Genomic DNA, 13,064 nt, shown 5'->3' with positions numbered 1-13,064 from the left:
CCTTGTCGACCAGCGCCTTGAGCAGCTTGGCGACCGCCAGCGGCTGCAGTTCTTCGCCCGACTCGATCAGGATCGCACGGTCCGCGCCGATTGCCAGCGCCGTGCGCAGCGTTTCCTGCGCTTGCGTCACACCGGCCGACACGGCGATCACTTCGGTCGCCACGCCCGCTTCGCGCAGACGAACGGCTTCTTCAACCGCGATTTCGTCGAACGGATTCATCGACATTTTCACGTTCGCGATGTCGACGCCCGTGCCGTCCGATTTCACCCGGACTTTCACGTTGTAATCGACCACTCTCTTGACTGGCACCAGGATTTTCATGCACACGCTCCAAAGTTACGAATACGTCAACCCAACGAACATTATAGCGACTGCCCTCATGGCAGCCTTGTCGCGGGCGCTCTAGCAGAAGGATATCGCTCCTCAGCGGCGTGACGGCAATAACGAACGATCGTTCTATTTTAATCTCGAAAAAACCCGGGAGACAACCCCGGGTTAAGACCTACGACTCTAATTTTGCATTGCCGTCGTGTCTTGTCAGGCGAAACGGCCGAAAAACGGCCGTCGAATCACCAGGCGGTGATCACCGCCCCACCAAACTTGCTTTCGACAAACTGCTTCACTTCCGGCGAATGATACGCCGCGACCAGCTTCGCAACCCACGGCTTGCTCTTGTCAGCTTCGCGGATTGCGATGATGTTCACGTACGGACCCTTCGGGTCTTCGATCGCGATGGCGTCCTGCTTGGGCTTCAAACCCGCTTCCATCGCAAAGTTCGTATTGATCGCGGCGGCGTCCACGTCGTTCAGCGAGCGCGGGATCTGCGCTGCGTCGAGTTCGACGATCTTCAGCTTCTTCGGGTTGTCGACGACATCGAGCGGCGTCGCCTTGAGACCCGCGTCCGCGCGCAGCTTCAGCAGACCTTGCTTCTGCAGCAACAGGAGTGCCCGGCCGCCATTGGTCGGATCGTTCGGCACGGCGATCTTCGCGCCCGGCTGCAATTCAGCCAGCGTCTTCACCTTCTTCGAATAGATGCCCATCGGGTACGTGACCGTATCGGCAACACGAATCAGCTTGTAGCCGCGGTCCTTCACCTGGGCCTGCAAGTACGGGTCATGCTGGTAGCTGTTTGCGTCCAGGTCGCCACCGGCGAGCGCCGCGTTCGGCTGCACGTAGTCGGAGAACTCGACGATCTTGATGTTCAGACCGTTCTTCGCCGCGACCGTCTTCACGACTTCCATGATCTGCGCGTGCGGGCCGCCGGTGACGCCGACCTTGATCGTGTCTTCAGCGTGAGCCGTGGTGGCGGCAGCGAACAGCGACGCGGCGCCGAGTGTGGCGGCCAGCTTGAGAACGAAACGACGTTGCATGATGGACCTTTTCCGAATCTATCGATTCTGTTGTTTACTTATGGCTCAAACGACGCACGAGCCAATCCCCGAACGACTGCACCAGTTGCACGAAGACGATCAGGATCACCACGACCGTCACCATCACTTCCGGCAAGAAACGCTGATACCCGTAACGAATGCCCAGATCGCCGAGCCCGCCGCCGCCGATCGCACCAGCCATCGCCGAGTAGCCGACCAGCGAGACAAACGTGATCGTCAAACCGGCGACCACACCCGGCAGTGACTCCGGCAACAGCACCTTGAAAACGATCTGGCTGGTGGTCGCGCCCATCGCCTGCGCCGCTTCGATCAGACCGCGATCGACTTCGCGCAGCGCGGTTTCGACCAGACGCGCAATGAACGGCGCCGCGGCGATCGTCAGCGGCACCACGGCCGCAGCCGTACCGATCGACGAACCCACCACGAGACGCGTGAACGGAATCACGGCGACCAGCAAGATGATGAACGGCGTGGAACGCACGGCATTGACGATCACGCCCATTACGCGATTCACGGCGATGTTCTGCAACACGCCCTGACGGTCCGTCAGATACAGCAGCACGCCCAGCGGCAAACCGACCGCTGCGCCGACCAGTCCGGAGATGCCCACCATCACAAGCGTTTCCCAGAACGACTGGACGAACATATCGAACATTTCACTCAACATACGACAGCTCCTCTACCACAACACCCTGTTCGCGCAGATAGGTCAGCGCCTGTGCGACCTTCGCCGGTTCGCCGCCCGCGAGCACCGCGAGCGAGCCGAACGCCTGCCCCTGGATCTCGTCGATTTGGCCATGCAGGATGTTGAAGTCGAGTTCGTAGCGGCGAATCGTTTCCGACAGGATCGGCTGATCGACACCCGAACCGGTGAACGCCAGGCGCAACAAATGGCCGCTGCCGGTCTTCAGGCGTTCGGCCACGCGTGCCTTCATCGCGGGCGGCAGTTCCTGTGCGATCACGTCGCCGATCAGCGCGCGCGTCACTTCATGATGCGGTTGCAGGAACACGTCGATGACCTTGCCCTCTTCGACCACACGGCCGGCATCCAGCACCGCGACGCGGTCGCAGACCTGCTTGATCACGTCCATCTGGTGCGTGATCAGCACAATCGTCAGGTTCAGTTCGCGATTGATGCGCTTGAGCAGATCGAGGATCGAGCGCGTGGTTTCGGGATCGAGCGCCGACGTCGCTTCGTCGGAGAGCAGCACCTTCGGCTTGCTCGCCAACGCACGCGCGATACCCACACGTTGCTTCTGCCCGCCGCTGATCTGCGCCGGATAACGATCCTTCTGCGCCGACAGGCCGACCAGTTCGAGCAGCGGCAGCACGTTCGCCTCGATCTCGTCGCGCTTCATGCCGGCGAGTTCGAGCGGCAACGCCACGTTCTCGTAAACCGTGCGCGACGACAGCAGGTTGAAGTGCTGGAAGATCATGCCGATTTCGCGACGCGCCTCGCGCAACTGCGCGGCGGGCAGCGTCGTCAGATCACGGCCGCTGACGACGATGTTGCCTTCGCTCGGGCGCGTCAGCAGGTTGATGGTGCGCACGAGCGTACTCTTGCCCGCGCCGCTGCGGCCGATGATGCCGAACACCTCACCCGCCGGAATCGACAGATTGACGTTATGCAGCGCTTCGACCCAGCCCCGGGGTCCGGCGAACCGCTGAGAGATATTGCGTATTTCGATCATGGAAAAACGAAACGGCGGAGTTTGCCAACGAGCGTTATGCGCTCCCGACAAGCGGCCGCCGTTGCTTTTATTGGGATTTGAGGCCGCAATTCTACCGCAGCGTCGTCATTCCCTTTAATAATCAATTTCGATCTTTTCATAACCACAGAGCATTAGAGGCGTGCCCGGCGCGAGATGCTCGCGCGTGCGCACCTGCTGCGACTATGATCGGGCGAATCGAAATCAGGCCCCATCCAGGATAAACGGCAGCTATGGAAACAACCCGATCCGGCAATGTGCGTCCCGCAGCGGCCGCGCCAAAAGGCGGCGCCGCGCTGCGCTCCACGGTCGCGACGAGCGACGGCATCGAACTGCCGTTGTATCGCTGGCCCGCCACGACACCGCTGCGCGGCACGGTCGCGCTGGTGCACGGGCTCGCGGAGCACGCCGGGCGTTACGCAGCACTGGCGGATCGGCTGAACTCGGCCGGCATCGAACTCGTCGCTATCGATTTGCGCGGACATGGGCATGCGCCGGGCAAACGCGTGTGGGTCGACCGGTTTGACGACTATCTGCTCGACGCACAGGCCTTGCTCAATGAAGCGGCAACCAGTTGTGCACCGCTGTTCCTGATGGGCCACAGCATGGGCGGCGCAGTTGCTGCGCTTTACGCGATCGAGCGACTCGAGGCAAGCGGGCGTCGGCTAAGCGGTCTGATCCTGTCGAGCCCCGCGCTCGCGCCCGGCCGCGATGTGCCGCGCTGGATGCTCAAGGTGAGCCAGGTGATCAGCCGCATCTGGCCGACCTTCCCGGCGATGAAAATCGACGCGGCTTTGCTTTCGCGTCTTCAAACGGTGGTGAACGCCAATCGCAATGATCCGCTGGTTCATCACGGCGCGATTCCGGCGCGCACAGGCGCGGAGTTGTTGCTGGCGATGGCGCGCATCGAACGCGGCCGTGCGGGACTACGCGTGCCGCTGCTGGTGTATCACGGCACTGCCGACAAGCTCACCGAGCCCGAAGGCAGCCGTGATTTCGGCGCGCATGCGGGTTCGCCGGACAAAACGCTCACGATGCACAAAGACAGCTACCACGAGACGATGAACGATCTCGACCGGGATCGGGTGATCGGCGCACTGATCGATTGGATCGAAAAGCGTTTGCCAAAAACCTGAGCGCCGGACGGCGTGTCGACATGGACAAACGGAGTTCAGTGGGTCGACGCGAGGACGACGCTCCAAGTTTCAGCATTGGCCGGCATTTAGAACGCTCAAGTATCTGGACGAGTGATACGGGGGCGGACTTCGACAAGAACGGCCCAGCCCGGCTAGCGCTTCCAGTCAGGCGCCCGTTTGTCGATGAACGCCTGCACGCCTTCGAGCGCGGAGTCGTCCATCATGTTGCAAGCCATGGTCTGGCCGGCTAACTGGTACGCTGCTTCGATCCCCATTTCGAGCTGGCGATAGAACAGCCCCTTGCCGGCGCTCACCGCTTCGACGGGTTTCGCGCAGATGCTCTTCGTGAGCCGCGCGACCTCTGCATCGAGCGCGTCCGCCGGCGCAATGCGATTCACCAGTCCCTGCTGCTTCGCCTGGAGAGCGTCGATGAAATCGCCGGTGAGCAGCATTTCGAGCGCCGCCTTGCGCGACAGATTGCGCGACAGCGGCACCGAAGGCGTCGCGCAGAAAAGACCCAGATTGACACCCGAGACGGCAAAGCGCGCGGTGTCGGCAGCGACTGCCAGATCACACATCGCGACCAGTTGGCAGCCGGCCGCCGTGGCGATGCCGTGCACACGCGCGATCACCGGTTGCGGCAAGCGCTGGATCGTCAACATCAGTTTCGTGCAGCGCGCGAACAAGGCCTGGTAGTAAGCCAGCGACGGCGCCGCGCGCATTTCCTTCAGATCGTGCCCCGCGCAGAACGCGCGACCGGCGCCGGCGATCACCACCACCCGCGCGTTGGAGTCCGCCAGCGCCGTCAGCGTCGACTGCAATTCGTCGAGCAAGGCTTCGGAGAGCGCGTTGAAGGCATCGGGCCGGTTCATCGTCAAACGGACGACACCCGGCACGCCGTAGGCGTCGTGTTCGATTTCGACCAGCGACGCACTGCGCACCTCGGCATTCATGGCTCGCTCCTCGTTGAATTCGTGCATTTCACGACGTTCGCGCAGCTTTTGTCGCGTGACAACTCAGATCCCGGCCAGCGAGCGCACGTGCGCCACCACGCTGCGCCCCAGCGCCGACAGGTTGTACCCGCCCTCGAGACAACTGACGATCCGTCCCTGCGCATAGCGCTTCGCGATCTCGCGCACCTGATCGGTGATCCATGCGTAGTCGTCTTCGACGAGGCCCATGTTGCCAAGATCGTCCTCTCGATGCGCATCAAAGCCGGCCGAGATGAAGATCATCTCCGGCTTGAATTCATGCAGGCGCGGCAGCCACATCATGTCGACCGCCTCGCGCACCGCCATGCCTTTCGAGCGTGCCGGCATCGGCACATTGCACATGTTGGGCGCCTGATTGTCAGCGCCGCTGAACGGATAGAACGGGTGCTGGAAGATGCTGCACATCAGCACGCGCGAATCGCCCGAAAAGGCTGCTTCGGTGCCGTTACCGTGATGGACGTCGAAATCGATGATCGCCACGCGCTGCATGCCATGCACTTCAAGTGCGTGACGCGCGGCGATCGCGACGTTGTTGAAAAAGCAGAAGCCCATTGCACGCGCCGGCTCCGCATGGTGGCCCGGCGGGCGCACGCTGCAGAACGCGTTGTCGTAGCGGCCTTCGATCACGGCGTCGGTCGCGGCCACCGCAGCGCCAGCCGCGCGCAACGCGGCCTGCAACGTGTGCGGGTTCATGGACGTGTCGGGATCGATTTCGGCAAGACCTTCCACGGGCGACTTGCTGCGGACGTAATCGATGTGGGCTTGCGTATGCACGCGCAACAGCGCGGCTTCATCGGCGAGCGGCGGCGACTCGCGCTCGATCAGCGAGTCGATGCGGCTCGCGATCAATTGATCTTCGATTGCCTGCAGGCGCGCCGGGCATTCGGGATGCCATTGCCCCATATCGTGCAGCAAACAATCTGCGTGGGAATAAAAGGCTGTTGCCATGATTCTCGTCTGCGGCGCGGCGCTTTCTCAGCGCGCGCGGCGTGTCTCCGTCCATGGGCGCACACACTGGGCGCGCCAACATTTGCCAAGTTACCACACCATGCGACTGTGACGCGCTGGGCACAGTTTTGCAGAAAGCGTCGGGTATACTGCCCTGTCCGTTTCCCCCTGTCTCTTTCGCACTGCGCCCCTAGCTCACTATGACCGTCAAGCTTGCTCTGTCTGCACGAAACCGGCTACGCATGAAGACCCTAGCCGCCGCACTGTCCGTCGCATCGTGCATGTTCATGGCAACCAGTCCGGCGATGGCGCAAAGCGCCGCGAAAAAGCCGCCGGTGCTGCTCGCGCAAAGCCAACCGCAACCGGCAGTGCCGCAAGGGCAAACCTTCGAAGAAGAGATCATCCCGCAGCGCTACGCGAATAACCCGAATGTCGACGCGTTCATCAGCGACATGTCCGCGCGCTATGACTTCGACGAAGCCGCATTGCATGCGTTGTTCGCTCGCGTGAGCTATTCGGCTACCGCGGTCAAGCTCGTCACACCGTCGCCCTCCCCGACGATCAAGAACTGGCGCGTGTATCAGTCGCGCTTTCTCGACCAGGTGCGCATCAACGCCGGCGTGCGCTTCTGGCGCGCCAACCAGGCCACGCTGCAACGCGCCTATGAAGAGTTCGGCGTGCCGCCGGAAGTGATCGTCGGCATCATCGGCGTGGAGACGATCTATGGGCGCTTCATGGGCAACTTCCGCGTGCTCGACGCGCTGACCACGCTCAGTTTCGACTATCCGAACACCGCCAATCGCGCGGATCGCCAGGCGACCTTCCGCAAGAATCTTGAAGATTACCTGGTCTGGACGCGCGATTCGCAAATCGATCCGACCACCGTGCTCGGCTCCTACACCGGCGCGATCGGCATTCCGCAGTTTCTGCCGAGCAGCATCGTGCAATACGCGGTGAGCTACGACGGCAACAAGCAGATCGATCTGCGCACAAGCCAGGCGGATGCGATCGGCAGCGTGGCGAATTATCTGCGCCAGAACGGCTGGGAAAACGGCCGGCCGGTGGTGTGGAAGATCGGTACGGACGCCGGCAGCCTGGGCGTAGCGCAAGCGGCCGCCGACGGTAAGCCGGAGCCGCATTGGCCACTGGATCAATTGCTCCGTGCCGGACTGCTGCTGAACGAGCCGGGCGTCGATATCGCGACGGAAGCCGGCACGCCGGTGACCGTGGTGGATCTGCCGTCGCCGGGGCGTGGCACCGAGTACATGCTGGGCCTGAAGAACTTCTATGTCCTCACGCGCTATAACCGCAGTTTCTTCTACGCACTGGCGGTTTATCAATTGGGCGAGCGGGTCAAGGCTCAGATGGAAGCAAGCGACGCGGCGAACGCCAGCAGCAATGCTGCGCCGCCGGTCGCGGCCTCGCAATGAGCTGAGCGGCGGCGGTTGTCAGGCACTCGGTTGCCAGACACTCACCGCGTCACGAACGGGTAGCAAGCGACATAAAAAAGCGCCGGTTAGCCCGGCGCTTTTTCATTGACCAACTCGCATTGACCAACTCGTTTTGAGGGCCGCCCAATGCGCCGCAGCGCAATCAAGCCGGGAACACACCCGTCGACAGATACCGGTCACCCCGATCGCAAACGATAAACACGATCGTCGCATTCTCGACCTGACGCGCGACACGCAACGCCACTTCACAGGCCCCGCCCGACGAGATGCCGGCGAAGATTCCTTCGACCGAGGCCATACGCCGCGCCATCGCTTCGGCTGCGGCCTGGCTCACGTTCTCGACGCGGTCCACACGGCTACGATCGAAAATCTTCGGCAGATAGGCTTCCGGCCATTTGCGAATGCCCGGAATGCGCGAACCCTCTTCCGGCTGCGCGCCGATGATCTCGATCGCCTGATTCTGTTCCTTCAGATAGGTGGACACGCCCATGATCGTGCCGGTCGTGCCCATCGACGAGACGAAGTGCGTGATGCGCCCTTCGGTGTCGCGCCAGATTTCCGGACCGGTACCTTCGACGTGCGAGGCCGGATTGTCCGGGTTCGCGAACTGGTCGAGGATGATGCCCTTGCCTTCGCGCTGCATCTGTTCGGCCAGATCGCGCGCGTATTCCATGCCGCCCGTCACCGGTGTCAGCACGATCTGCGCGCCGTACGCGGCCATGCTCTGACGGCGCTCCACCGACAGGTCTTCCGGCATGATCAGCACCATCTTGTAGCCGCGGATCGCCGCAGCCATCGCCAAGGCGATGCCGGTATTGCCGCTGGTCGATTCGATCAGCGTATCGCCCGGCTTGATGCGTCCACGCGCTTCCGCCTTCTTGATCATCGACAGCGCCGGACGGTCCTTCACCGAGCCCGCAGGATTGTTGCCCTCGAGCTTCGCAAGGATCACGTTATTGCGGCTGCGGATCTCGTCGTCAGGGAGCCGGACGAGTTGCACGAGCGGCGTATTGCCGATCGTATCTTCAATCGTTTTGTAAGCCATATCGGGTCTGGTGCTGTCGATGCGCGGAGTCTTCAATCCATCGATTCTAAACCACCGTGCGCACGGCTGCCGTGCGGCCCTTCTGCCCGAATGGATGCAGGTGCTGGCGGACGAGCGCGCGCAACGCAAAAAGCCCGCGGCTGAGAACCGCGGGAGCCAGTCATCTGCATGACAGCTAAAGGAGTGTTCTTACCCACTCCGACCATGAAGGGGAACGACGGTAACGGACTGGGCGCGAGAGAGGTGACCCGCCTCGCGCGCACGGCCCGCGTCAGGCTATTTCTTCACCGCCACAGTGGCGTTCTTTGGGGTTGCGGCCGCGCTAGTCGAGTTAGCCGCGTTGGCGCCATTGCCCGCAGCGGCCGCGCCTTTGCTTTGTGCAGACGCCGCAGCCTGCGGGTTAGCAGCCGCGCCAGCCGGACCGACAGCGAGACCCTCCGCCTGCAGGCGCTCGACGGTATGCCCGCCCATGCCTTTGACGCGCTTGCCGAGATCGGCCGGGTCCTTGAATGGACCATGCGCTGCACGCTCGTCGAGAATGGCTTTCGCTTTGGCAGGACCGATGCCCTTGATGCCGCGCAGCGCATCCTCGTTAGCCGTGTTGACGTCGACCGCCGCATACGCGTGGCCGAAAGCGGCCAGCATGGCCGCGGTAACCAGAATTTTTCGAAACATATGGAATCTCCCTCGTACAACCGGTTGGCGACCATCACCAACCGGGAGATTCCAGTTTAAAGAGGTATCCGAAAGATTTACACCTGGCCGAATAGCCAACGTACGTAGCGATCGACACCTTCCTGCACGCTCAAAAACGGCGCGTCGTAGCCGACGGCACGCAGCTTGGTCTGGTCGGCCTGCGTGAAGCACTGGTACTTGCCGCGCAATGCATCGGGGAACGGAATATATTCGATCAGCCCGCGCTGCACCTGCTCCGCGAGCGACAAGGGCGGCTCGTTGTTCAACGTACGCAGCGTGTTGACCACCGTGCTCGCGATGTCGTTGAACGGCTGCGCACGGCCACTGCCCAGGTTGAAGATGCCCGACTTGTCCGGATTGTCGAAGAAAAACAGGTTGACCTTCACCACGTCTTCGACGGAGACGAAGTCGCGCGTCTGCTCGCCGGCGGCATAGCCGTTGTATTCGCCGAACAGCTTGACCTTGCCTTCCGCGCGGAACTGGTTGAAGTTGTGAAACGCGACAGACGCCATGCGCGCCTTGTGCGTCTCGCGCGGCCCGTAGACGTTGAAATAGCGGAAGCCGGCAATCTGGCTCTTCGCGGTGGGCAGCACGCGGCGAATCACCTGGTCGAACAGAAATTTCGAATAGCCGTACACGTTCAGCGGCTGCTCGACTTCGCGCTCTTCGACGAAGCGGCTCGAACCGCCATACGTGGCCGCCGAGGACGCATACAGAAACTGGATATTCTGCGCGAGACAGACGTCGAGCACTTCGCGGCTATAGCGGAAGTTGTTGTCCATCATGTAGCGGCCGTCGGTTTCCATCGTGTCCGAGCAGGCGCCTTCGTGGAAAATCGCGCGCACTTTGCCGAAATCGCCACGCTTGAAGCGTTCGACGAATTCGGTCTTGTCGAGATAGTCGTCGATCTCGCAGTCGACGAGATTCTTGAACTTGTCCGCACGCGTGAGGTTATCGACCGCGATGATGCGTTGTTCACCGCGCTCATTGAGCGCCTTCACGAGATTGCTGCCGATAAAGCCGGCCGCGCCGGTGACGATGAGGGTCATGATGATCCTGCAGTAATGGGCTTTGCATGGGATCGGAGTAAGTGCTTTGCACCAACTCCGATCGACAGCTCAGTTGACGCCTCGCGGGTTCCTCTTTTGCCCCCGCTGAAACTAAAGCACAAAGAAGGGGACCCGGCGGGGCTGCATCAATGAAAAAGTTCGTCGTAGGTGACGGTGGCGGTACCGAGTTTGCCGACCACGATGCCGGCTGCGCGATTCGCGAGCCCGACCGCCTCGACCAGCGTAAGACCCGCGCCGAGCATGGCGGCGAGCGTGGCGATCACGGTGTCGCCCGCGCCCGATACATCATACACTTCGCGTGCAACGGCCGATGTATGCAGGATGCCGTCGTCGGCGAAGAGCGTCATGCCCTCTTCCGAACGCGTCAGCAGCAGCGCCTTGAACTCGAGATCGGCACGCAGTTTGGTCACGCGCGCGATCAGATCCTCTTCGGATTTCCACTGACCGACCACCTCGCGCAACTCGGCGCGATTCGGCGTGATCAGCGTGGCGCCGCGATAGCGCTCCCAGTCGTCGCCCTTCGGATCGACCAGCACCGGCTTACCCGCCGTATGCGCCTTGGCGATCATCTGCGTGACGTGCGTGAGACCGCCCTTCGCGTAATCGGACATCAGGATCACGTCGTGCGACGGCAGCAGGTCGTCGAAACGCGCAAGGCCCGCGAGCAACACTTCGTGCGCGGGCGAGTTTTCGAAGTCGACGCGCAGCAACTGCTGCTGACGCGACAGCACGCGCAGTTTGATGGTGGTGAGCAAATCCGGATCGCGTTCCAGATGCGGCGCCACCCCGCTTTCGGCGAGTAGTTGCACGATGCGCTCGCCGGGCTCGTCATGGCCGACCACGCACAGCAAACCCGCTTGCGCGCCGAGCGCCACCGCATTGCGCGCCACGTTCGCGGCGCCGCCGAGGCGGTCTTCCTGGCGCTGCACATGCACGACCGGCACCGGCGCTTCCGGCGAAATACGGTTCACGTCGCCGAACCAGTAGCGATCGAGCATCACGTCGCCGACCACCAGCACGCGCGCCGCGCCAAGGCGTTCGCGCGGCACCATGGTCAGTGCGGACGTGGGTGTGGACTGAGCGGCCTCAGGCATTGCTGGAGACATCGGCCGGAAATTCAGAGGGCTGGGCATAAGGTCGTCCGATCGAGTGATAGTCGATGCCGAGTTCGGTCATCGCGTCCGGCTCGTACAGATTGCGGCCGTCGAAAATCAGCGGTGACTTCAGCACCGATTTCAGGTGCACGAAATCCGGGCTCTTGAATTCCTTCCATTCGGTGACGACCACCAGCGCGTCGGCGCCGGTGAGCGTTTCGTCCTGGGTGCTCGTGAACGTGAGACGCGCTTGCTGCTCCGGCGCATCGTGCAGATCGATAGCGAACACGCGGCGCGCTTCGGCCACCGCCACCGGATCGTACGCGCGAACCTGAGCGCCACGCGCCAGCAATTCAGCGATCACGCGACGGCTCGGCGCCTCGCGCATGTCGTCGGTATTCGGCTTGAACGCGAGGCCCCACACGGCGAACGTACGGCCGCTCAGATCTTCACCGAGCTTGCCCGTGATCTTGTGCACCAACACGTCTTTCTGCTTGTAGTTCACTTCCTCGACCGCTTCGAGAATGCGCAGATTGTGGCCGCTTTCGCTGGCGGCGCGGATCAGCGCCTGCACGTCCTTCGGGAAGCACGAGCCGCCGTAGCCAGCGCCGGCATACAGGAAGTGATAGCCGATGCGCGGGTCCGAGCCGATGCCGCGACGCACCGCCTCGATATCCGCACCGACCCGGTCCGCCAGATTCGACATCTCGTTCATGAACGAGATGCGCGTGGCGAGCATCGCATTGGCAGCGTATTTCGTGAACTCAGCCGAGCGCACATCCATGTACAGCGTGCGCTCGTGATTGCGGTTGAACGGCGCGTACAGACGCTTCATCAGCTCGCGCGCGCGCAGGCCGGCCTCGTCTTCGTCACTGCCGAGCACGATGCGATCGGGACGCATGAAGTCGTCGACCGCCGCGCCTTCCTTCAGAAACTCAGGGTTCGACACCACCGAGAAGCGGTGCTGCTCGCTATTGGCAAGCCCGCGTTTGACCAGTTCCTCTTCGACCACCGCACGCACGCGTTGCGCGGTGCCGACCGGCACCGTCGATTTGTCGACGATCACCTTGAAGCTGTTCATTGTGCGGCCGATGTTGCGCGCTGCTTCGAGCACGTATTGCAGATCGGCCGAACCGTCTTCGTCTGGCGGCGTGCCGACAGCGATGAACTGCACCTCGCCGTGCGCCACGCTCGCTTCGATATCCGTCGAAAACGTGATGCGGCGCGCCGCACGCGTACGGGCGATGATCTCCAGCAAACCCGGCTCGTGGATCGGCACGCCGCCGTTGTTGAGGATTTCGATCTTGCGCGGATCGACGTCGAGACAGAAGACGTCATGGCCGATTTCGGCGAGGCACGCGCCGGTGACGAGACCAACATAGCCCGTGCCGATAATGGTGATTTTCATACGCTTTCCGGTAGAGGTTTCCGGTGAGGGTTTCTCGTAGTGAACAAGGCCGTCATGATCCCACCCGGCCTAATTCGCCTGGCGGGCCGCCGTCGTTGCGGCGCGGCTATGCAATTCCATTCG

At 62.3% G+C, this 13,064-nt stretch carries 13 protein-coding genes; 2 read left to right on the top strand and 11 right to left on the bottom strand.

The genetic code is table 11. From position 1 onward, the window contains the following. The 4 genes from FSO04_RS36330 to FSO04_RS36315 form a co-directional block, all read right to left on the bottom strand. Positions 1-322 (bottom strand): electron transfer flavoprotein subunit beta/FixA family protein (locus tag FSO04_RS36330; protein WP_414693502.1); only part of this gene is annotated, 322 nt, incomplete at its 3' end. A gap of 248 nt (positions 323-570) precedes the next feature. Next, positions 571-1,371, bottom strand: a complete 801-nt coding sequence (locus tag FSO04_RS36325) for a MetQ/NlpA family ABC transporter substrate-binding protein (RefSeq protein ID WP_154566319.1) — start codon at positions 1,369-1,371, stop codon at positions 571-573. A gap of 34 nt (positions 1,372-1,405) precedes the next feature. Next, complete coding sequence (locus tag FSO04_RS36320; protein WP_054037200.1) at positions 1,406-2,059, bottom strand: methionine ABC transporter permease; 654 nt, start codon at positions 2,057-2,059, stop codon at positions 1,406-1,408. Beyond that, entirely contained in the window at positions 2,049-3,083 is a 1,035-nt protein-coding gene (locus FSO04_RS36315; RefSeq protein WP_154566318.1) for a methionine ABC transporter ATP-binding protein, read from the bottom strand. Before FSO04_RS36315 ends, FSO04_RS36320 begins: the two co-directional genes overlap by 11 nt. Before the next feature lie 251 nt (positions 3,084-3,334). On the opposite strand from FSO04_RS36315, the gene FSO04_RS36310 reads away from it, so the two are divergent. Then, the gene (locus tag FSO04_RS36310; protein WP_154566317.1) at positions 3,335-4,237 is read left to right on the top strand and encodes an alpha/beta hydrolase; all 903 of its coding nucleotides are present in this window, start codon (positions 3,335-3,337) and stop codon (positions 4,235-4,237) included. Between the two features lie 152 nt (positions 4,238-4,389). On the opposite strand, the gene FSO04_RS36305 is transcribed toward FSO04_RS36310, so the two are convergent. Both FSO04_RS36305 and FSO04_RS36300 read right to left on the bottom strand, forming a co-directional pair. Beyond that, positions 4,390-5,190 carry an enoyl-CoA hydratase gene (locus FSO04_RS36305; protein ID WP_154566316.1) on the bottom strand — a complete coding sequence of 267 codons (801 nt, stop codon included), beginning with the start codon at positions 5,188-5,190 and terminating at the stop codon, positions 4,390-4,392. Positions 5,191-5,253: 63 nt separating this feature from the next. Then, positions 5,254-6,177 (bottom strand): histone deacetylase family protein, encoded by a 924-nt coding sequence (locus FSO04_RS36300; RefSeq protein WP_154566315.1) that lies wholly within the window; start codon positions 6,175-6,177, stop codon positions 5,254-5,256. A 242-nt stretch (positions 6,178-6,419) separates the two neighbouring features. Here FSO04_RS36300 and mltB point away from each other — a divergent pair, with 242 nt between their 5' ends. Then, positions 6,420-7,607: a lytic murein transglycosylase B gene (mltB, locus tag FSO04_RS36295; protein ID WP_233465106.1), complete on the top strand. Its 1,188-nt coding sequence runs from the start codon at positions 6,420-6,422 to the stop codon at positions 7,605-7,607. Between the two features lie 163 nt (positions 7,608-7,770). Here the strand turns inward: mltB and cysM are convergent, their stop codons facing one another. From cysM to FSO04_RS36270, 5 genes are all read right to left on the bottom strand, one after another. Beyond that, positions 7,771-8,673, bottom strand: a complete 903-nt coding sequence (cysM, locus tag FSO04_RS36290; protein ID WP_154566313.1) for a cysteine synthase CysM — start codon at positions 8,671-8,673, stop codon at positions 7,771-7,773. Between the two features lie 276 nt (positions 8,674-8,949). Next, the gene (locus tag FSO04_RS36285; RefSeq protein WP_154566312.1) at positions 8,950-9,348 is read right to left on the bottom strand and encodes a ComEA family DNA-binding protein; all 399 of its coding nucleotides are present in this window, start codon (positions 9,346-9,348) and stop codon (positions 8,950-8,952) included. Between the two features lie 77 nt (positions 9,349-9,425). Further along, positions 9,426-10,418, bottom strand: coding sequence for an ADP-glyceromanno-heptose 6-epimerase (gene rfaD / locus FSO04_RS36280; RefSeq protein ID WP_154566311.1), 993 nt, complete (start codon positions 10,416-10,418; stop codon positions 9,426-9,428). Positions 10,419-10,564: 146 nt separating this feature from the next. Beyond that, positions 10,565-11,572: a D-glycero-beta-D-manno-heptose-7-phosphate kinase gene (gene rfaE1, locus FSO04_RS36275; RefSeq protein WP_154566310.1), complete on the bottom strand. Its 1,008-nt coding sequence runs from the start codon at positions 11,570-11,572 to the stop codon at positions 10,565-10,567. Further along, entirely contained in the window at positions 11,526-12,941 is a 1,416-nt protein-coding gene (locus FSO04_RS36270) for a UDP-glucose dehydrogenase family protein (protein ID WP_154566309.1), read from the bottom strand. The genes rfaE1 and FSO04_RS36270 overlap by 47 nt, the downstream gene beginning before the upstream one ends. Positions 12,942-13,064: the final 123 nt, after the last annotated feature.

Origin of the sequence: Paraburkholderia madseniana, from assembly GCF_009690905.1 — a bacterium.
GTDB lineage: Bacteria > Pseudomonadota > Gammaproteobacteria > Burkholderiales > Burkholderiaceae > Paraburkholderia > Paraburkholderia madseniana.
The sequence above is the reverse complement of the archived record's forward strand: the minus strand, read 5'-3'. Positions and strand labels throughout refer to the sequence as shown.